Genomic DNA, 20147 nt, shown 5'->3' with positions numbered 1-20147 from the left:
AGCAAAAAAGAACAAGCGGTGCAATTCGCCTGTTCTCTTAAGTTCACATCATTTATTCATTCTCGATCATGACAGTAATTTTCTTTAATTCTTTTCGCTTTATCAGTTCATCTTTCTTAAGAACTATCTGTTCCATCTCACCCGGAGACATGATGCGCTTCTTATTATGAACCACTCTTTCATCATCAAAATATACCGATACAAAAGAATCTTTGTATACATCACCGACTCTGAATCTCACGTTCAAAAGATCTTCCATTCTGCCGACATCTATGGTCTTTGGCACAGTATATCTTGCGCCATTTTCTGCTGATATTTCAACACTTCCCGTCGTATCGCCTTCTCTGCAGCCGTTTTCTATATATTTAACCGCATTTTGTCCCGCTCTCTTTGCTTCTTCAGAGACATAGTCAACAAGATCGTGTACATGAAGCACATTTCCGCAAGCAAACACTCCGGATATATTTGTCTCAAGAGACTCATTTACAAAAGGCCCTCCCGTCACAGGGCTCATCTCTATTCCCGCTGACACGGATAACTCATTTTCCGGAATAAGGCCGCAGGATAAAAGAAGCGTATCACACGTATACCTCTCCTCAGTTCCCGGAACCGGCTTTCTGTCAGATCCTACTTCTGCAATTGTGACCGCCTCAATATGCTCTTTTCCCTCAATATCAACGACTGTATGCGAAAGTTTTAAAGGAATTCCGAAATCATCAAGGCACTGAACGATATTTCTCTTAAGTCCGCCCGAATATGGCATTAGCTCAGCAACAAGTTTTACTTTGGCACCTTCAAGCGTCATTCTTCTTGCCATGATAAGTCCTATGTCTCCGGAACCTAAGATAACGACCTCTTTTCCCGGCATATAACCTTCGATATTAACAAGACGCTGCGCGCATCCGGCGGAAAAAATACCTGCAGGGCGATACCCCGGTATATTTAGCGCACCTCTTGCTCTCTCCCTGCATCCCATCGCAAGGATAACAGCCTTCGCAGGTATGGTGAACATGCCGTCTTCCCTGTTCATGGCCGTAACAGTTCTGTCGCGTTCAATATTCATCACCATAGTACCAAGCTTATAGTCTATTCCAAGTTCAAAAACTTTCTTTTTAAATCTGTCGGCGTACTCAGGGCCTGTCAGTTCTTCCTTGAAAGTATGAAGTCCGAATCCGTTATGAATACACTGATTGAGTATGCCCCCGAGTTCTTTGTCTCTTTCGATAATGAGGATGCTGTCATTTCCCGATTCTCTTGCTGCTACCGCAGCCGCAAGTCCCGCAGGGCCACCTCCGACAATAACTATATCGTATGAATTCATGGTCTTCACGCCTCCTCTTTCGTTCTCTCAAGAACTATATTGGAACTTCCGCCCGACTTAGTGATATCTTCATACTTAATCCCGAGTTCTCTGCTAAGTATCTCCATAGTCCTTGGCATGCAAAAGCCCGCCTGACACCTTCCCATTCCGGCTCTCGTCCTTCTCTTTATACCATCAAGTGTCGTTGCACCAAGAGGTCTGTGTATCGCATCGAGTATCTCACCCTCAGTTATCGACTCACATCTGCAGATTACATTGCCGTACGCGGGATTCTCTTTTATAAGAAGATTCATCTCTTCAGTTGAAAGACCTTCCGTCCGTCTTACTGCCTTTCTCTTTGTTATGACATTCTCTTTCTTCTTAAGATTCATAAGCTTATCAAGGATCACACACACCATCTCGCCAATTGCGGGACAGCTTGAAAGTCCCGGCGATTCAATGCCGGCGCAGTCGATAAAGCCCGGTACATCCTCAGCTTCTCCGATAATAAAGTCATTTCCGTCCTCATGTGCCCTTAGCCCCGCAAAAGAGGTTATAACTTTATTCATCGGAATGTTTTTTACATGACTTCCCGCTTTTTGCGTAAGTTCTCCTATTCCCTCAGCCGTTGTTCCCGTGCCCTCTTTATCTTCCGTCTCAATCGCGGTCGGACCGACGATCAGATTGCCGTGAACTGTAGGTGAAATGAGTACGCCTTTTCCAAGTTCCGTCGGCTGCGGGAAAATGACATGGTTTACATAGCCACCGGCCTGTTTATCAAGAAGACAATAGTCCCCTCTTCTTTGCGTTATATGCATCTTTTGAGTGCTGACCATGTTGTGAATTACATCCGCATAAACTCCTGCCGCGTTTACCACATATCTGGCTGTATATTCTCCATTACTTGTAATGATACGGAATTTACCGTCATTATCTTTTTTTATGTCTTTAACTTCCGTATTTAGCTTAAACTCCGCTCCGTTCATAGCTGCGATTTCTGCCATTCCGATATTTAGCTCAAACGGACAGATTATTCCCGCACTAGGAGCAAAAAGAGCTCCCTGCGTATCATCCGAAAGATTGGGCTCCATCGTAAGAGCTTCCTCTCTTGAAAGGAGCTTTAACCCCTTTACCCCGTTCTTTATGCCTCTGTCATAGAGTTCTTTCAGCCCCGGAAGAGCTTCTTTATATATGCAGACAACAAGAGAACCTATTCTCTTAAAAGGAATATCAAGATCTTCGCAGAGCTTATCCATCATCTCGTTTCCCCTGACGTTAAGCTTTGCCTTTAAAGAGCCCTCTGCCGCATCATATCCCGCATGAATGATCGCAGAATTTGCTTTTGAAGTACCTTCGCACACATCGCTGCATTTTTCTAAAATGCAAGTTTTGATATCGTATTTTGCAAGTTCACTTGCAATAGCAGCTCCGGTCACGCCTGCACCGATAATTACCACATCATACATAGCCCTCATCTCCTCTGCTTTTTGCGTAAATTACGAAATCAGAATAAGCATATCAGTCCTCTTTTGCCCAAAGAAGCGTAGCTTTGACGGCCTTATGCCAGCCCTTTAGCTCTTTTTCCCTCTTTTCTGAAGTTATATTTGAAGTAAATTCCTTATCTACCGACCGGTTCTTGATAACGTCCTCTTTGCTCTTCCAGTATCCAACAGCAAGTCCCGCAAGGTATGCCGCGCCCATCGCGGTAGTCTCAACGCATGAAGGGCGAAGAACCTTTGCATCAAGGATATCTGCCTGAAACTGCATCAGGAAATTGTTGTTTGATGCGCCTCCGTCAACTTTAAGAGAAGATATCTTTTTACCTGTATCAAGCTCCATGGCATGTAGAACGTCATATGTCTGAAATGCCAGCGACTCAAGCGTTGCCCTTACTATGTGATATTTGTTCACGCCGCGGGTAAGTCCCATTATCGCCCCTCTTGCATAAGGGTCCCAATAAGGAGCTCCAAGTCCCGTAAATGCAGGCACAACGTAGCATCCGTTCGTATCTTCAACTCTCGTTGCTAAATACTCCGAATCGGGCGATGAATCCACTATCTTAAGTTCATCCCTAAGCCACTGGATAGCCGCTCCAGCAACGAATACCGAGCCTTCAAGGGCATATTCGACTTTGCCGTCAATCCCCCATGCTATTGTTGTAAGCAGATCGTTCTTGGAAAAGATAGGCTTATCCCCGGTATTCATCAGCATAAAGCAGCCTGTTCCGTATGTATTCTTGGCATCGCCCTCAGAAAAGCACGTCTGGCCAAAAAGCGCCGCCTGCTGATCTCCCGCTGCTCCCGCAATCTTCACAGGGCCTCCGAAGAACTCGGGATCCGTCTCGCCATATATGCAGCTCGACGGCTTAACTTCGGGAAGCATGGACATCGGAATCTCCAATATGCTGCAAAGTTCCTCATCCCACTTAAGTGTATTTATATTAAAAAGAAGTGTTCTCGATGCATTCGAATAATCCGTGACATGAACTTTTCCTTTGGTGAGCTTATAGATGAGCCATGAATCAACCGTTCCAAAGCAAAGTTCACCTTTCTCTGCGCGTTCTCTCACTCCGCTCACATTTTCAAGAATCCATCTTATCTTGGTTCCCGAAAAATATGGATCAAACTTAAGTCCTGTCTTTTCCTGGAATTTCTTTACTATCTGCGGATTTTCTTCCATCTTCTCAGCCGCGTAATCCGCTGTTCGTCTGCACTGCCAAACTATCGCATTGCTGACGGGGTGTCCTGTTTTTCTATCCCACACTATGACTGTCTCGCGCTGATTGGTAATTCCTATTGCCGCGATATCTTCGTAAATTGCCCCAACATTCTGCATTGCAGCTCGCGCCACAGAAAGCTGAGTCTGCCAGATCTCATTTGCATCATGCTCAACCCATCCGGGTTTTGGAAAAAACTGTGTGAACTCCTTTTGGGATACGCTGCACATTTCCCCTTTTTCATTAAAAAGAATGCATCTGTTGCTGGTAGTTCCCGCATCCAATGCCATGATATATTTTGCCACGCGCTGTTCCTCCTTCAGCATATTCTTTACATTTCAGTGTGATGTCTTGTTGACAATTTGATGTATTATTTCACTTCGTAATTGATCAAAAGTCAGCAAGACAGCACCGGTTTTTCATATATTTTTTGACTATTCTTTCATGTATCATATACATTCTTGAACATGAAGTTCAAGAATGCATCAACCAAGCCAATTTGAATCAACTTCGTCGATAGGGCTTGGTTGACTCCTGAATCATGTTCTCACGAAATCCGCAGCCAGTGCGGATTTCTGTAATTTCATTTAAGATGTCATATTCCATTGTAAAATTCTATTAATTCAATTATACTTAAAAAGCTGCGGTATTGTATAAATACTGTTAAATAAGATATAATTTAGAAAGGAACAAACGAATATGGGGAGGGCGAGTATTATGGCAAACGAAAGAGAAGATCTCATTCATTCACTTGCAAAATCCATGGGCGTTGGCGATGCGCAAAAAGCACGCGGTACATCCGGAAAATATAATGCAGAAACCGGTACTATGTACTGTAACGGCCACATTATTTCCCGTACTACCATCGAGCAGGCAAGCGCATATTTCAATTCACAATATAGAAGACTTGCCGAGATTGATGACGAAAATGTCAAGCAGATGGCTTCAATCTATGAAGTCGCAAAAGAAGCAATCAACATGATCGTTACACCGTCAGATTCGACAGAATTATAAACATCAAAAAAAGGGCTACCATGCGTTTGTGTGGTAGCCTTTTGTTACGCCGGGGCGTGGAGGTATCCGTTTGGAAATGCTTGTTTTTCGTCTGCGGTGTGTTTTTCTAAAACTTATAAAGCTGCAAATGCCTCATTTCGACGTTGCTCAGAACAATCGGCATTTGCAGCTTTATAAGTTTTGAAAAACATCATCCTCGTACGAAGACGGCGCATTTCCAAACGGATACCTCCGTGCCCCGGCTGTTTACGAAATACTGCGGACATATAAAATTGCTATTTTGCCATCATTTAGTATGCTTTTGCGCCCCTGTGCCTTAGGAAATCGCCTATAACATGCATACTGAACTATTATGAATCAAGCAACGCGGTTTTATCTCAGCTCAAAATCCTTGCTCACCATGAAGGACATATGTAAGATGCTCAGGTTCTCCAATTTGCTTCCGGAGTTGAGGGCGTTGTTCAAAACATTGCATATGGAGCTGGTTGTGACAAGTTCTTGCCAGAGTTTATCTGTATTGCCGCCGAAATCTCTTTTGTTGATTATATCTTTCAGGCAATCACATAGCATATTGTAATCGGATAAACTTGAAAGGCATATTTCCGTCTCGCTTCCATCTTCCTTTACAAGCTTTACAATGTCAGAAACCTTGACCTTGTCCATGAATGCATTCATTGCTGCTACTTCTGTGAGGAAGCAATAGCATTCCCAAGCGAGTGTTGCATCGCCGATCTTGGCAGTAGCATCTTCGCCAAGTCTTCCGTAGAGTTCCTGTGTATCGGCAGCTGCAAAAAGTTTCAGATATTCGACCACATGGGAACGCATCTTTTGAAATCCATCAGGCCCGTCATATAAGGAAGGCATATAGGACTCGGCGTTTTGTTCTATAAAGAAAAACTGCTTTGTGGAGACAAATTGCTGCACGTTCCATGTTTCAGCCATCCTGCGGACCATCTCACTAAGCTCATGGATCTCAACATCATCTATTCTCACTTCACCGATGGCATTTTCCGGAAATCTCGCAGCATATACTTTCACAAATGATACTCTCTGATTTCCCAAACGCTTTTTGAGCTCAGGCTCCAGCAGCTCCCAAAAAGCTGATCTTTGCTCACCTGAACAGTCTTTTTCCTTATCTCCCATACCGACAGAAATTGTGTCACTTATATAGCAGTTCCACTCATGATGCTTACCTGCAAAGTCTGTAACTAAAGCTGTCGGCTCTTCCTTCATGATCATGCGCTTGTATCCATCCATGAAGCAGAATACAAATGAAGATACTGCCATACCTACAGCTGACCTGGTATCAGTTCCTGCTCCTGCACTATATTCATAAAAGTGTTTTGCAAATGACTTGTTGAATACAAAAAACTCAAGGCCAACCTGCCGCGGATCAGGCATATTTACATTGACTGACAGTTCGGTATTCAGCTCGGGAAGATATAATACATCACCCTGCCTCTGCACCTGACATGCCAAAGTGGCAGGAAGGATATCTCCCAATAAATGCTCCTTTATTTCTTCAGTGCTTGTAAAATCCTTAATCTGCACTTCATCCGATTTCGATTTCTTTTTAAACTTATCAAATATACCCATTATTCTTTCACTACTCTTTTTCTCATTACTGTATGGATGGCAACATCCTTCTAGTGCAGTGTTTCGCTGACTTTTCATCTCTGCAAAGTGGAATAATTCTTCAAATTGTCAACAAGACGCTACACAAGCTCCATTATATTGATATTTTACGTATAACACACTTTAGTATTCCGGTAAAATTCACCTTAGAAGAAGACTTTACGAAAGACGCGGAAGATTTTACAGGACTTTACGGGAAGACTTTTTTATACGTAAGGCTTCTATCCTGCCACTACCTTTATATTGTCCAAATAGGCATTTGATTTTTGGGGTGTTATTCTGCCTATATCAGGGAGACCGCGAATAGAGGCATTTGAATTTCGAATTTGAATCATGCCTATATAAAGGCTTTTGGGAATAGTAGCAGTTGTTTTTAGCTTAATTCAACTACCTATATTTCAAATGTCTTGATATAGGCAAAATCTTAGCCATAAAATCAACTGCCACTTTTTCATCAACATAATATACAGGCAGAACCATAACTCATGAACTTAGTTCTACGGGTATAAATCAATTTCCGGAATTCTATGCCCGTAAAATCAATCCTATATTCACTTGTTTCTACGTACATAAGTCGGTTTACGAGATTCTATGCACGTAAAGTCATTCCACATTCACTTATTTCTACGTACACAAATCGATTTCCGAGATTCTATGCCCGTAAAATCATTCCAACATTCACTTATTTCTACGTACACAAATCAATTTCCGAGATTCTATGCCCGTAAAGTCATTCCCACATTCACTTATCTCTACGTGTACACATCATTTTTCGGGTTCTAATGTCCGTAAAGCTACTTCAATATTGAAACGTTTATTTTGGCCAATGCAGTCATGAAATTTGATTGTCCTTTTCCTTTTTATTAACTAACAATCCGCTTATAATTACCGGTACCAGCAAAAAGATAATGCTCAGGCTAATAATATAGATATATATCACTATGTTTAACCCGACTTTATCGCTCAAAGATCTACCACCAATCATGCATATCAAGTAAAAAAATATAATGTTTAGTAAAAATGTTCCGCCAACACAGATAATGCTGTTTTTTATATTTTTTACACCAATTGTACTTCTCACAACCAAATAATTTATAGCAGTAAGAATGAGTATTGATAATAATACTATGAATTTACCCTTAAAAATTTTATCAAGTGTTATAGGCAGAAAAAAGATAAGTATCCAATCAATAACACATATGAGTGTTCCTGTTATGAACTTCGATTTTGCGATAGTTTTCATCTCTCACCTTTATGTGCATTGTAGTCTATTCTTCGTTAGCAAGCTTTATGAGAAGTGGCTTAGCATCAAATTTAGTAAAATCCTGATTACATCTCATCGCATCTGCCAGATCAAGGTTATCAAGAATCTCTTTCCCTGTTAGTTTCAGTTCTTTTTTATAATTAACCAGATCTTCATAATCTTTTCCGTCTGCCCGATACGAAGTAAAGGTACTCATTACTCGCTGTATAAACCAGGCAATTCTGATATCAAGATCGTTCCACCTTTTTTCACTGCCATACTTGGCATACATCTTTTCATAGTCTTCGCGGCTCTCTATTTTAAGGAGTTCCGGTAAGATGTATTTTTCAAGATCGGTTCTAAAATACTCTTTGACCTCATCAATCGGAATATCAATCGGCAGATAGTCGCGGTATCCGTCGATACGATAGCCTAAAACATTATATAGTGGAGATTCCATTCCATAATAAGGCAAAAAATATCTGCTATCTATGGAGAGTTCTCCTATTCCGTGCTGTGGCTTTAATTTTTCTTTACTCTCAAATAAACTGATGATCAGTTGAAATATAGCGCCCGATGCAGCAAAAGAAAATCTATATCCTTCCATGTGTATCACTACCTTTAAACTATCGGTAATTTTCCTGCACCAGGTATTACCACCGGTTTTAAAGCCGTGTTCCTTAAGAAGGGGCTTTATAAGTTCTTTAACAACGATATCTCTTTTCTCAAAAGGGGTATATGAAAGGTTTGCGATAAGCTTATTTCTGTAAGCTTCCGTATCTTCCTCTGTTATTCCATGCTCAGCCATATATCTGTCATGGCTATACCTAAGCTCTTCCGGTCTTGTAATATAATCATAATACTCACGTATTATTTCATCTTTAGTCATTTCAATCTTCCTCATTTGGGTCATAATGTCCGCCGGCTCCTTCAACTCCGACACCGTTATATTCCGCAAGGTATTTTAATTTCTCAATATAAATTGTCCCTTCGGAATCATGGTCCATAAATACCATCTCAAAAAAGTATTTCAAGAAATCCATATTTTTTATAAAAGAATGTCCTGTAAATTCATCCAATTCCTTGTACACTTTCAAGCAGCTCCGACCCAGAATAGTTTTTAGATTTTTTCATTTTATCAATAAACTCTTTATCAACTATAGTAAACGGCAAATCACTATATTTATCTCTTAATCCCATTTCATGCACTACATATTGATATACCTGAGAATATTCCTTAGGATCGCCATTTATCATTTCTTCCAATGCTCTTTTGGTAAGTCCGGCCAATCCAAATCCGTATTTTTGAAAAACAGGATATAAACCCGCTTCGATCAGATATCCTACATCCGTTAAATCACAGCTACCTGTATCACGTCCCACAATCCTGTAATCGCTGTCCATTCCGTAGAAATAGGATCTAAGGTTCCCTTTTCTTATACCGTATACCACTGCTTCTTCAACTGCTTCTCCACCATTGCAATTAGTTATAGTATATGTCTCTTTCATATCTTTTCTCTCTCCTTTAATTTATTCGCGGACTCATAACCGCGCTATAAGCGTTAATATTTAACTCCCCTAAAATTCTCTTTTCCCCAAAATCTTTTTATTCCTGAAGCGCTCAATATCTGCTCCTAAATAATCAATCAGCATAGCCAATCCGGAAATCCACATGTAATCGCCTTCATCATCTGCAACAACAAGAAATTCATCTATTGTTTTTACAAGAAGTTCTTCTGGATACGCACTCTTAAAAAGCTCCAGTAATTCATTGAAAAAGGGCCAGTTTGCATCCTGAAGTCCCTTCATCAGATCTTCGATAAAAACACTGTTCTTTGGATAACCAATGCGTTTCACTACTCTTATGTAATTAAAAACAGCAAACTTGTTCTTAAAGAGACTGAAATTTAAAATTTCCTCCGGATGATCCATAGCTTGCAGTTCTTCACTGTATTTATTAATTATTTCAGCCGATAATTCGGCACTATAAAATTCGTTCCAAGCACCCATGTCTACAGCATTTTCACCCAATATTGCGCTTTTTTATATGTTTTAAATAGTTAATATATCCATAACGTATTATACACATTTAATAAACATTTGTACAGCAAAAAAAGAACTGACAATCGTCAATGACTGTCAGCTCTTTTTTCATTGTAAGACTATATAAATGGCATTGCTCTTACTAAACGTTTTTTATGAGAATATAGGTCTGATCTTCTCTGTTATTCCAAGAATTGCGAGAAGGATGATCCACCACCAATTCATCTCTACGTTGTTTTCTTCTGTGTCTCTTGCAAGTGTTCCTGCATCGTCTGCAACAATTACACCTGTGTAAGACTTACCGTTGTTCATTTTTCCAAGTTTAACGTTCTTGTTGTTATTGTTGTTATTATCGTTGTATCTTCTTGCTCCAAGGATCTGCTCGATCATATCGCTATCGCCGCTAACTGTTGACTCTGTGTTCTGTCTTACTGTTGATGCATTTCCACCGTTTGCTCTCTCTGAACGTGAAGCTCTTTCTGTTCTGTTCTCATTTGTGTTATCTGCTACGATGTTCTCTACAAATTCAGGAATTGCAACTACGGGAGCCTCTACATTTACAAAGTACTGTGCGATTACTGCTACGATTGTCTCGATTACGCTCTTGTTCTCTGTCTCATTAACCTCTGCTGCCTCTTCGTTCTCTTCTGCCTCTACAACTTCTGCTGTCTCTGCTACCTCTACAACCTCAACTGTCTCTTCTACTGTCTCAACCTCAGCCTCAACTTCCTTCTGTCCGATCTGTCTGCCGATCTCTTCGCGCTTCTCGATAAGCTCGTCAAGCTCTGCTTCTGCATCATCAAGCTCTGCTTTTGCACTCTTAAGGATCTCCTCAAGGATCTCTACTGCCTTCTCATCTGAATCAGCTGCAAGAATTCTTTCGATGTCTGCTTCGCTTACATATGTTCTGAGACCTGCAACGAAATCTGATGTTACAACCTTTGCTACTCTAAGTCCGTCCTCTTCGATACCGTCGATTGCTTCCTCTAATGCCTCAACCTTATCTGAAGCCTCTTCGATCTTGTCCTGTGCATCTGCGATGTTCTCGCCATACTTCTCATACTTCTCAACAAGCTTTGAAGCGTTCTCGATGAATGCCTTAAGACCTTCATCATCCTTTGTTGAAACTCTGATTCCCTTTGCATTTCCGCTTGTTGTCTGAACGATCTTACGAGCTGCAGTGCCGTTCATGTAGTAAACACCGTCTACTAACTCGATCTCTCCGCTTTCAACTCCGGCCTTCAACTCATCGATGCACTTGTACTCGTTTGTTCCGTCTGCATAATCAAATGAATATACATCATACTTTCCAGAATTTACATCTGCCTTGAACTGGCTTGTAACACTAAGATTTCCAAAGTGATTCTTCTGATAAACTGAAGATGTGATATCCTCTTCAGGCTTCTCGTATACTACGATCTCTCTTGAGCTTCCAAGCTTGTACCACTGATCGTTGTCCTTGAACTGTCTGTCTGTTCTGTCAATGTTGAAATAGCGCTTTACTGTGTTGTTGTCCTTATCTAAATATGTAACAACAGTATATGAGCTGTTCTGACGATCAAATCCTCTGAGCATCTCTGTGTATGTAATATTTGTTGCATCCTTATCGATGAAAGTAGGAATGATATATCCGCTGATAATGCTCTCCATGAGCTTATCCTGTGTCTTCCAATCCTTGTTCTTATCAGAAATAGCCTTCTTTGCAAGGATATCTTCTACTGCTGCCTGCTCTTTCTCAAGATCTTCCTTAGCATTGTCGCAAGCCTCTGCAAGAACTTCTACATTCTTCTTAGCATCCTCAAGCTTCTCAGCTGCCTTGCTAACATTTCCGTCTGTGCTCTTAAGGCTCTTTACTGTCTCTTCGTATACTTTCTGAGCGCCCTCGAGCTCTTTCTTTGCATTCTCAAACTTGTCGCAAAGTGATTCAAAAATAACTTTCTTAATCTCGATGTCTTCTTTTGCATCAGCTGTAAGCTTGTCATATGCCTCAAGTGCTTCGCTTACCTGCTCTGCTGATGAATCTGCGTTTGTGATGATCTCTACAAGATCGTCTGTCTGTGCCTTTGTCTCAGCAACTTTCTTTGTTGCCTCTTCTGCTACATACTGTGCTGCTACTACGTTCTCAACAGTCTCTACAGCCTTCTCATCTGCTGTGCGATCAGCCTCATCTGCAACCTCAAGCTCTTCTTCTGCTGCCTGAAGATCAGCTGCTGCTTCGCTAACTGTCTCTGCTACGTTGAGATTTTCAACTGCCTCAGCAAATGCCTCAACGCTTTCCTGTGCAACTGCTCCGCCGTCCTCAGCAGATACTGCCTCGAATCCTGCCTCTTCGTTTCCGTCTGCGATTGACTCAACTACTTCGCAAGCTTCCTCTGCTGTCTCAACAGTTTCTTCTGCAACTTCTTCAGCTTCCATTGCTTCTTCTACTGATTCATTATATGTATCTTCATTTGACTCTTCGTTTGAGCTCTCCTGAAGATCTTCTGAACTCTCAATAACTTCGCCTTCCATGGCCATTACATTTACAGGTATACTTGTTGTTGCGATCAATGTTGCAATTCCGATTGTTACGATTTTCATGATTTTATTATTCTTCATTTTCTACCTCCAAGTCATGTTGGCTTGTTATCAATTTGTTTTTTTCTTTCGCACATTATTTTTATCGGAGCCAATTTTTTTTTCTTAAACAAAAAATTCTAAAATAAAAATAAACACCTCGAAATACGCATGTTTCAAGGTGTTTACGCTTTATTTTTTTAATGTTCATTGTGTAAGGGCGTTTGTGGAACCCCCTTGGCTTTTATGCCTTGCACAGTCTGCAATAACCAGTAGTTAAAGCTCCTGTGCCTTTACGATTTTGGTGCACACGCGCTTAGCAAGTGCAAGATTGTGGGTGATAATTACCATGCCCATATTGCGTTCTTTTGCAGTATCCAGAAGGATATTCCAGACCTGTGCCTGAGTGATCACATCAAGCATGGTTGAGATCTCATCACAGATGAGAAATTTGGTTTCAGGGGCAAGTGCCCTGGCGATGCAAAAACGCTGAAGCTCTCCGCCTGATAACTCTGAAGGCCATCTTTTCAGCCATTCTTTTTCAATTCCCATTTTCTCAAGAAAGAAATCGTCCGGATGCCAGCACTCATTGAGCGTCTTTGCCATCTTCCATCTCGAATTTACAGCAAGTTCCGGATGCTGATATATCATCTGTACAGGACAAAAACTCTTCATTGGAAGCGGAGCTCCGTCCAAAGTCACAGTTCCGGATGTAGGCTTCTCATATCCCGCGAGTATCTTGGCAAGAGTACTTTTTCCGTATCCTGAAGGTCCCACGATGCCGATTCTGTCACCTTCTGCCACATTGATAGATACGTCTCTTAAGATCAAAGGTGATTTCTCTGTATATCTGAATGTTATATTATTGGCTTCAAGAAGCATGCGCACACCTTACCTTTCCGGATCTTATCTCGCGTTCCGCTTGTTCTGCAGTGCAGGCATCATCTTTGTACGGACATCTATCTAAGAAAAGGCACCCTTTCGGAAGACTTCCGGCATAAGGCTGGGAGCCGGGAATTGGTTTAAATCCGTTTTGAGGAAGTGCATCGATAAATGCCTTACTGTATGGATGCCTCAAGGCATCTTTCCCCGCAAGGAAATCAGATTTGGGCGCAACTTCTACTATGGTTCCCGCATAGAATACCGCAACTCTGTCTGCAACGTTAAGCGCAAGATCTATATCATGAGTTATTAGAAGTACCGCAGCTCCGTTGTCAGCAAAAGATCTAAGGTGATCCAGAGTTTCTTTTGCCATCTCAAGGTCAAGACCGGGAGTAGGTTCATCTGCGATTATAAGATCGGGTTTTCCCATAACTGCGCCTGTTATAAGAACGCGCCTTGCCATTCCGCCCGAAAGCTGAAAAGGATATTTATTCTTTGTATCTTCTTCAAGGCGATATTTGGAAAAGAGCTCTTTTCGTCTTTCATCTGTCCCGAATACACCTTGAACCTGCTTTCCGACTTTCATCAGAGGATCGAGGTAATCAACCGACTGAGGGATGAACGCGATTTCTTTTCCAAATAATTCCTTTTGTCTTTCTTTCGTGATTTCTTTTCCCTTGTAGGTAATCTTGCCTCCTGTAACAGCATTTCCCGGAAGCAGATTAAGGACCGCGCTTGCAAGGATACTTTTTCCCGAGCCGCTTGAACCAACTACCGCAACAATCTCACCTGCATCCACATCAAGAGAAAGAGAATGTATTACTTCAAGTTTTTCTTTTTTAAAGGTGCCACTTTTGTACATACTGAATGCGACAACCAGATCTTCAATCTTTAATATGTTTTCTTTCATAGCGCCTCCTTACTCATTTCCGCTTTCGGGATTCCAGAGCTTCTTTAAAGTCTCGCCGATAAGGTCAAATAAAATGACAACAATAAGAAGCATGATCCCCGGAAAAACAGCAAGCCACCATTTGCCCGTTGTGATGTAGTTCATTGATTCGGACAAGATCACACCGATGGCCGGAACCTCTTTTGACAAGCCAAATCCCAGAAACGTAATGGACGCTTCGTGCATGATGGCATGCGGGAAAAGAAGTACAAGGCCAATCAGGTAGGCCGGTATAACGTGCGGAAGCATATGTGTGACAGCTATGGTAAAAGGACTCTTTCCCATTCTTGCAGCCGCTTTTACATATTGTGAAGATCTAAGCTGAAGGACCTCTTGTCTTACTATTCGGGTAAGCGAAGGCCAATGAGTAAGCGCGACAGAAAAAGTTATACCAAGGCTTCCTTTTCCAAGCATACATGAAATAAGGATAAGGAGAACAAGGTGCGGAAGTCCCATGCAGAGGTCAACCGCAAGTTTTATAACTTTATCTGTGACGCCGCCAAGTACCGCGGAAGCTATACCAAAGATAAGTGCAACGACCGAGCTGAATACTGAAGCTACAAGTCCTATCACAAGGCTGTTTGAAAGACCTTTTATGCAGCGGTTGAACATATCCCGGCCCATCGCATCCGTTCCAAAAAGATGCTCTTTGCAGGGGCCAACCAGCTTATCGGCGTAGTTGACACCGTATTTTGCGGGATTCATAAACATTCCCCATAAAAAGATAATTATCAGATAAAAAAAAGCAAGGCATATAAATATTGAGATCACAATTTTTCTGTTTAATGTCTTTTTCATCATTTTGCTTCGCTCTCCCTTATCCTGGGATCGCATACCCCATACAAAATATTTGCTATCAGGTTACCTGTGAATACGAAAACGGCACTTATAAGTGCAATCCCAAGAAGCAGCGGAGCATCTCCGTTAAGCGCCGCGGCAGTTGTGGCGGTGCCGATTCCGGGATATGCAAAAACGTTTTCCGCAAGAGCCATTCCGCCGAACAATTCACTAAAAGATGAAAACTGGAGCGTGATAGCCGGAAGAATAACATTTCTAAGGACATGACGAGTAATTATCTGCTTTTCATTTTCGCCTCTCGCCCTTGCGTAGAGAATAAAATCGCTGTTTATAATCTCAACGACGCGCTGTCTTGTGTAAAGCACGATCTCGCTGATATTTGCAACCGTCAGTGTTATTACGGGAAGGATCAGGTGATGGAGCCTGTCCCAGATAGTAACCTGACTTGCAAGCTTGCCCATGGGGACAGCCATTCCTATAGGGAAAAGCCCCAGCTCAACCGCGAATATGACAAGGAACATAAGTCCCAGCCAGAAGGTCGGAGCTGATTTAACTGTCAGGCAAAAGAGCTTTATGATACGGTCGAAAAATCCGCCCTGCCTTATTCCGCATATTATTCCAACGATAAAGCCAAGTATTCCCGAAAATGCCCATGCAAGCATCATAAGTACTACCGAATATGCAAATCTTGTTTTGATGACGTCGATAACAGGCTTTTTGTATGTTATAGATGTGCCCATATCACCGTGCAGAATATTTACAAGCCAGGTAGCAAAGCGCTCGGGAAGGGGATCGTTAAGCCCCCAATATTCCACAATCTCATCTTTTGCCTCCTGAGAAAGAGTCGATTCGGTTCCGATATACGAAACGAGCGGATCTATAGGTGATTTCACAATAAGAACAAATGCAAGGAAACTCACCAGGAAAAGAAGTATGATCATTCGCAGCGTTTCGGATAGTACGTTCTTCTTTTTTATCATAGTGTCCTCGTTTTATTGTCAGTTTAATACCCAGTCCTTGAGGTTACAGATAATAGGTGTTCCGTGACCGTGTGGATGAGGTATCTGCGTGTCTTCTTTGATATCAAGATTGTCTTTTACAAAATAAGAATGCTCAATATTTACAAGATAAAGATAAGGATACTCCGCATCGCATATAGCCTGAGCCTCTTTCCATGCTTTATAGGCTTCTTCACTTGATGATGCCGATAAAGCTCTGTCCATTGCAGCATCACACTCGGGGCTTGTATATCCCGATACATTTGCGTACTTTTCTTCAAGGAACATGTTTGAAGAAAAGAGTTTATAGAGAACTGTAGGACTAAACTGTCCCCATCCCCATACGATGGGAGTTGTGTTCTGCTCTTCTACCGCTGCGTCCCATGAATCGTTTCTGACCGAAATCTCGATTCCAAGATCCTTTGCGTTTTCAGCAAGAGCGGTTGCAAGTTTGTATCTGTCCTCGTCATTACCTGGAGCAATTATTTCAAAGGCGCATTTAAGCCCGTCTTTTTCTCTGATACCGTCGCCGTCTGTATCAACCCATCCGGCATTTTCAAGAAGCTCTTTTGCCTCATCTGCCCTGTTGTCCTCGTAGTCATCTGTTGAAGCCCAGGGAAGATTGTCGGTAAAGTTTACTGCGGGGCGTCCCTCGCCGTTAAATGCGTTGTTGATGATCTCCTGTCTGTTGATTCCGATAGCAAGTGCGTTTCTTACTGCCTTGTCGCAGGTAACCGCGTTTCCGACCTTGTGTTCTTCACCCTTGCTGTCCTTCATTGTGCCGGGTTCAAGTGTGGGAAGGCTGACATTTCTAACGTCCATGGTTTCGAGTTTATGAAGGGACATGCCCTCAATTTTTTCATTGATATATGTTGAGCTGACCATAACTACGTCGAGCTGACCGGATACAGCGTTGGAATAAGCGGTGTCCTGATCCATCTTGATGAAGTTTACCTGCTCGATGTCGGGCTTTTCACCTCTGTAGTTTTCGTTTACCTGCACAATGATCTGCTGGTTTGCATCGTACTGTGCAACCTTATATGCGCCTGTTCCGATGGGCATTGTGTCGAATGTTGTGCTGTCGTAAGCATCACTTGGAACAATCTGCAGCATTGATGTTATATCGAGAAACGGTGAATAGCATTCATCGAGTTTAAATACTACTTTGTAGTCTCCGTCAGCTGTAACAGACTCAAGATGTGTGAGATCTGCTTTTGAGTTGTTGGCTTGATTTGCTTTTACCTGTTCATAGGTAAAAACAACGTCTTCCGCTGTAAAATCGCTCCCGTCGCTGAACTTTACATCGTCACGAAGATTAAATGTATAAGTCAGTGCGTCATCCGAGATTTCCCAGTCTTTTGCAAGACATGCGGTATACTCTGAATCTGTATTTACTTGAATTAGTGGTTCATTTATAAAGGGATACCCCTGAGACATGAATCCTTTGATCGGATCCATTGCATTATCGAAAACAGTCGTTCCGATATAGATGTTGATGCTTTCATAGTCGTCCGTGTTCTGACTTGCAGAAACGTTATTTGCGACCTTACCGCATCCAACGGATAATAACATGAGTGTTGCAGTAATCAGTGCTGTAGTTTTCTTTTTCATATTTTCCTCCGCGATTATTTAATTGTCGTATGCATTATATGTTAGATAAGCGGCGGTTTTAAGCCCCCCAGGGGGTTAAAATCAGACGTAATCGCGAAAAAATATTTTTGCATATGAAGATAAGGCGGATAAAATACGCCGTTAAATGTTATAGAAAAATTGACATCTCGTTTTTGGCATGATATATTTCCTCTAAAAAACGTGCACAAACACTCTGTGCAGAAATAAATAATTGATTTTACTGTAAATATAAATATGAATGACAATAAAAAGAATAAGAATATAATAATAAAATGGGTGCTTATAGTTTTACTGATGTTAACGGCATTTTCTAAAGCTAAGAATGCCTACTGCAAAAGAGAAATCAGCTCGTGGATGCATGATTTTTATAGCTGGGAAAATTTTGCTTTTGATGAAAAAAAGCCTGCAAAAAGTGAATTCTGTACCATCGATGGAATATGGCAGTTATCGGACCTTGCACAGTACAAAGAAGCTGCTGAAAAAGATATTGATTCTTCCGCGCATGATAATTACATGGCTTATTTCAAAAATAGCGATAACTCTTTACAATGGGATAACATAGCCAAATGGTTGTCCGATGAATCAACTGCTCCTTCATATATTGAATGTAATGCCTTGGCAGAACTTATGCTTAATATGACCGATGACGATCTTGAAAAAGTTATTGAACTTGGGCAGATAAAGAGTTCAGGCTTTCATAAATATAAAATAAGCAATTCTTTAAAAAAAGTAGCCTCTGTATTCGTTATAAAAACAAGCGAAGAAAGAAGAAAAGTTTTTCCAAAATATGATTTCTATTCAGAAGATTTTTTTCGTCTTGATGATGCAGAGACAAGAGCATTAGGCTTTTTACAAACAGTTATAGAGATTGATAAGCTAAATGGAAATCAAGTAACTGTTGAAATCTCATCAGAAGAATATAAGCCTCCGACAATCGTCTGTAAATGTTTTACCTATAAGATCATTCCAAAAGGGGCAGACATTTTCAAGTTATATTCTCCTGTTATAACAGCATATCCAAGGCAAACAAGGGACGGGATTCAATCAACACTTACTGATATTTTTATCTATGACGCTTATACTTTGAAAAGTTTCCAAAAGTCAGTCAAATTGCCAATAGAACAGTTCAAACAGGCAATGACATTGATGATTGATATCGGACTTGATAATAGATGTATGCAGACCTCAGGTCAGATTGTACAAGTAACACGCGAAAACTGTGCAATTGCTTATATCGCCGATATTGAGTTTTATGATGATGAACTATTTTATTATGCAAAGGCTTATGGTGTACATTGTCGAAAGGATGTAAGCCCTCAGGAACTTAAGGATCATTTTTTAAAATATGACGAAAGTTTTCAATATTACTATAGCTGGTGGGTTAACTATGGCGAAAAAGAGAGACGCGCTTACATAGACAATATGATTTTTGAATTAAAGGACCGCGGGATACCATATGATGAAGCAACACCTGAACAACTTGAAGAAGCCGCAAAAGTTGTAGATAAAAAGCTTAAAGAGAATTGATAGTGCTATAACTCGCCGGCACTTAGAAGCTTTTCAGCAAAACGTTTATGCCCTTCAACAGAGAAGTGGACTCCGTCATAGCCCATCTCTATGTTCCATGAAGAGGCATCAAGAGCTTTTATATCATACTCTTTTGCAAGTTCCATAAAGTGCTTATTCATTTCAATACTTGCATCGTTATACCTTTGCAAGCCGGGCTCTGTAGCTTCAATGTATGGAGGCGCGATCATAATGAACGTGCCTTTGAAACTGTCCTTTATGTATGACAGGATATTCCTCATCTTTTCTATGGCCTGCTTCGGATCCGGATTATAGGTAAGCAAGATATCATTTGTGCCAAGCATCATTAAAAAGACGTCTTCGCATGTAAGCTTTGAAAGGATACCCGTAAAGTAACTGTCCGACACATAAGGAAGCTGCCGTCCGTTCATTCCCTCCTCTATTACTTCATATGAGCCTTCAAGCTCTTTTCTCACAATCGTAGCCCACCTGGTTTCTTCAGGATATCTGCCTCCCATGAACTACCCTCACCGACTCCACGTCGGAAAGGGTTTCTGTTATGCCGCAGAGCGGCATGAACCTGTAGGATGCTCTATGCATCCTGCAGAACAAGGCATGTCCACTATGCCTCTATCCCATTGACTTACCTTTGGGAATACTTTCCTTAAGATGTTTGCAGCTCCATTTATGTCTGCATTTGTTATTGTACCATCGTAGTGCCTGTAAAGTCCTCTCTGTATCCTCTTTCCTGAGAAAAAGTAGTTTCCTGAACTGTTCTTTTTATACACAGGGATATAGTCTTTTGCAAGAAAGTCTGCCTTTGATGTGTAGCTTTCTTCCGTGAGAACAAACTT

18 protein-coding genes and 1 pseudogene are annotated in these 20147 nt (G+C 41.3%); 2 read left to right on the top strand and 17 right to left on the bottom strand.

The window, feature by feature from the left end; translation table 11 throughout:
* Positions 1 to 52 precede the first annotated feature (52 nt).
* Genes T356_RS0108555 through glpK form a run of 3 tightly spaced genes read right to left on the bottom strand, consistent with a single transcriptional unit; the run spans position 53 to position 4321 of the window.
* On the bottom strand, positions 53 to 1321 hold the full coding sequence (locus T356_RS0108555; RefSeq protein WP_026514139.1) for an NAD(P)/FAD-dependent oxidoreductase: 1269 nt from the start codon (positions 1319 to 1321) through the stop codon (positions 53 to 55).
* Positions 1322 to 1326: 5 nt separating this feature from the next.
* Positions 1327 to 2766 (bottom strand): NAD(P)/FAD-dependent oxidoreductase, encoded by a 1440-nt coding sequence (locus tag T356_RS0108550; protein ID WP_026514138.1) that lies wholly within the window; start codon positions 2764 to 2766, stop codon positions 1327 to 1329.
* A 52-nt stretch (positions 2767 to 2818) separates the two neighbouring features.
* Positions 2819 to 4321, bottom strand: a complete 1503-nt coding sequence (glpK, locus tag T356_RS0108545; RefSeq protein WP_026514137.1) for a glycerol kinase GlpK — start codon at positions 4319 to 4321, stop codon at positions 2819 to 2821.
* 412 nt (positions 4322 to 4733) lie between these two features.
* On the opposite strand from glpK, the gene T356_RS0108540 reads away from it, so the two are divergent.
* Positions 4734 to 5030: a hypothetical protein gene (locus T356_RS0108540; RefSeq protein ID WP_026514136.1), complete on the top strand. Its 297-nt coding sequence runs from the start codon at positions 4734 to 4736 to the stop codon at positions 5028 to 5030.
* Positions 5031 to 5402: 372 nt separating this feature from the next.
* Here T356_RS0108540 and T356_RS0108535 read toward each other — a convergent pair whose 3' ends face one another.
* The 12 genes from T356_RS0108535 to T356_RS0108480 form a co-directional block, all read right to left on the bottom strand.
* Positions 5403 to 6626 carry a DUF6348 family protein gene (locus T356_RS0108535; protein WP_026514135.1) on the bottom strand — a complete coding sequence of 408 codons (1224 nt, stop codon included), beginning with the start codon at positions 6624 to 6626 and terminating at the stop codon, positions 5403 to 5405.
* Positions 6627 to 7497: 871 nt separating this feature from the next.
* The gene (locus T356_RS0108530) at positions 7498 to 7908 is read right to left on the bottom strand and encodes a hypothetical protein (protein WP_026514134.1); all 411 of its coding nucleotides are present in this window, start codon (positions 7906 to 7908) and stop codon (positions 7498 to 7500) included.
* A gap of 25 nt (positions 7909 to 7933) precedes the next feature.
* Positions 7934 to 8797 carry a hypothetical protein gene (locus T356_RS0108525; protein WP_026514133.1) on the bottom strand — a complete coding sequence of 288 codons (864 nt, stop codon included), beginning with the start codon at positions 8795 to 8797 and terminating at the stop codon, positions 7934 to 7936.
* 1 nt (position 8798) lies between these two features.
* A complete protein-coding gene (locus tag T356_RS0108520; protein ID WP_026514132.1) occupies positions 8799 to 8999 on the bottom strand; it encodes a hypothetical protein in 201 nt (66 codons plus the stop codon).
* Positions 8980 to 9417 carry an NAD glycohydrolase toxin immunity factor gene (gene ifs, locus T356_RS0108515; protein ID WP_026514131.1) on the bottom strand — a complete coding sequence of 146 codons (438 nt, stop codon included), beginning with the start codon at positions 9415 to 9417 and terminating at the stop codon, positions 8980 to 8982. Before ifs ends, T356_RS0108520 begins: the two co-directional genes overlap by 20 nt.
* A gap of 69 nt (positions 9418 to 9486) precedes the next feature.
* Positions 9487 to 9918, bottom strand: a complete 432-nt coding sequence (locus T356_RS0108510) for a DUF5071 domain-containing protein (protein ID WP_155839006.1) — start codon at positions 9916 to 9918, stop codon at positions 9487 to 9489.
* 186 nt (positions 9919 to 10104) lie between these two features.
* On the bottom strand, positions 10105 to 12549 hold the full coding sequence (locus tag T356_RS0108505; RefSeq protein WP_026514129.1) for a hypothetical protein: 2445 nt from the start codon (positions 12547 to 12549) through the stop codon (positions 10105 to 10107).
* Positions 12550 to 12783: 234 nt separating this feature from the next.
* On the bottom strand, positions 12784 to 13389 hold the full coding sequence (locus tag T356_RS0108500) for an ABC transporter ATP-binding protein (protein WP_026514128.1): 606 nt from the start codon (positions 13387 to 13389) through the stop codon (positions 12784 to 12786).
* The gene (locus T356_RS0108495) at positions 13379 to 14299 is read right to left on the bottom strand and encodes an ABC transporter ATP-binding protein (protein WP_026514127.1); all 921 of its coding nucleotides are present in this window, start codon (positions 14297 to 14299) and stop codon (positions 13379 to 13381) included. Before T356_RS0108495 ends, T356_RS0108500 begins: the two co-directional genes overlap by 11 nt.
* 9 nt (positions 14300 to 14308) lie before the next feature.
* Positions 14309 to 15139: an ABC transporter permease gene (locus tag T356_RS0108490; RefSeq protein WP_026514126.1), complete on the bottom strand. Its 831-nt coding sequence runs from the start codon at positions 15137 to 15139 to the stop codon at positions 14309 to 14311.
* On the bottom strand, positions 15136 to 16116 hold the full coding sequence (locus T356_RS0108485; RefSeq protein WP_026514125.1) for an ABC transporter permease: 981 nt from the start codon (positions 16114 to 16116) through the stop codon (positions 15136 to 15138). Before T356_RS0108485 ends, T356_RS0108490 begins: the two co-directional genes overlap by 4 nt.
* 18 nt (positions 16117 to 16134) lie before the next feature.
* Positions 16135 to 17745: an ABC transporter substrate-binding protein gene (locus T356_RS0108480; protein WP_026514124.1), complete on the bottom strand. Its 1611-nt coding sequence runs from the start codon at positions 17743 to 17745 to the stop codon at positions 16135 to 16137.
* A 255-nt stretch (positions 17746 to 18000) separates the two neighbouring features.
* On the opposite strand from T356_RS0108480, the gene T356_RS0108475 reads away from it, so the two are divergent.
* A complete protein-coding gene (locus tag T356_RS0108475) occupies positions 18001 to 19293 on the top strand; it encodes a hypothetical protein (RefSeq protein WP_026514123.1) in 1293 nt (430 codons plus the stop codon).
* A 5-nt stretch (positions 19294 to 19298) separates the two neighbouring features.
* Here the strand turns inward: T356_RS0108475 and T356_RS0108470 are convergent, their stop codons facing one another.
* Both T356_RS0108470 and T356_RS21285 read right to left on the bottom strand, forming a co-directional pair.
* Positions 19299 to 19811: a GDSL-type esterase/lipase family protein gene (locus tag T356_RS0108470; RefSeq protein ID WP_026514122.1), complete on the bottom strand. Its 513-nt coding sequence runs from the start codon at positions 19809 to 19811 to the stop codon at positions 19299 to 19301.
* A 39-nt stretch (positions 19812 to 19850) separates the two neighbouring features.
* Positions 19851 to 20147, bottom strand: a pseudogene (locus tag T356_RS21285) (RNA-guided endonuclease InsQ/TnpB family protein); the annotation flags it as partial.

Source organism: Butyrivibrio sp. LB2008, from assembly GCF_000621565.1.
Lineage (GTDB): Bacteria > Bacillota > Clostridia > Lachnospirales > Lachnospiraceae > Butyrivibrio.
This window is presented reverse-complemented; position numbering and strand designations above follow the sequence as displayed.

What these genes read in the sequence shown, in the direction of transcription:
- T356_RS0108555 (WP_026514139.1), bottom strand. Translation starts at nt 1,321, where the DNA reads ATGAATTCATACGATATAGTTATTGTCGGAGGTGGCCCTGCGGGACTT.
- T356_RS0108550 (WP_026514138.1), bottom strand. Translation starts at nt 2,766, where the DNA reads ATGTATGATGTGGTAATTATCGGTGCAGGCGTGACCGGAGCTGCTATT.
- T356_RS0108540 (WP_026514136.1), top strand. Translation starts at nt 4,734, where the DNA reads ATGGCAAACGAAAGAGAAGATCTCATTCATTCACTTGCAAAATCCATG.
- T356_RS0108535 (WP_026514135.1), bottom strand. Translation starts at nt 6,626, where the DNA reads ATGGGTATATTTGATAAGTTTAAAAAGAAATCGAAATCGGATGAAGTG.
- T356_RS0108530 (WP_026514134.1), bottom strand. Translation starts at nt 7,908, where the DNA reads ATGAAAACTATCGCAAAATCGAAGTTCATAACAGGAACACTCATATGT.
- T356_RS0108525 (WP_026514133.1), bottom strand. Translation starts at nt 8,797, where the DNA reads ATGACTAAAGATGAAATAATACGTGAGTATTATGATTATATTACAAGA.
- ifs (WP_026514131.1), bottom strand. Translation starts at nt 9,417, where the DNA reads ATGAAAGAGACATATACTATAACTAATTGCAATGGTGGAGAAGCAGTT.
- T356_RS0108510 (WP_155839006.1), bottom strand. Translation starts at nt 9,918, where the DNA reads ATGGGTGCTTGGAACGAATTTTATAGTGCCGAATTATCGGCTGAAATA.
- T356_RS0108505 (WP_026514129.1), bottom strand. Translation starts at nt 12,549, where the DNA reads ATGAAGAATAATAAAATCATGAAAATCGTAACAATCGGAATTGCAACA.
- T356_RS0108500 (WP_026514128.1), bottom strand. Translation starts at nt 13,389, where the DNA reads ATGCTTCTTGAAGCCAATAATATAACATTCAGATATACAGAGAAATCA.
- T356_RS0108495 (WP_026514127.1), bottom strand. Translation starts at nt 14,299, where the DNA reads ATGAAAGAAAACATATTAAAGATTGAAGATCTGGTTGTCGCATTCAGT.
- T356_RS0108490 (WP_026514126.1), bottom strand. Translation starts at nt 15,139, where the DNA reads ATGATGAAAAAGACATTAAACAGAAAAATTGTGATCTCAATATTTATA.
- T356_RS0108485 (WP_026514125.1), bottom strand. Translation starts at nt 16,116, where the DNA reads ATGATAAAAAAGAAGAACGTACTATCCGAAACGCTGCGAATGATCATA.
- T356_RS0108480 (WP_026514124.1), bottom strand. Translation starts at nt 17,745, where the DNA reads ATGAAAAAGAAAACTACAGCACTGATTACTGCAACACTCATGTTATTA.
- T356_RS0108475 (WP_026514123.1), top strand. Translation starts at nt 18,001, where the DNA reads ATGAATGACAATAAAAAGAATAAGAATATAATAATAAAATGGGTGCTT.
- T356_RS0108470 (WP_026514122.1), bottom strand. Translation starts at nt 19,811, where the DNA reads ATGGGAGGCAGATATCCTGAAGAAACCAGGTGGGCTACGATTGTGAGA.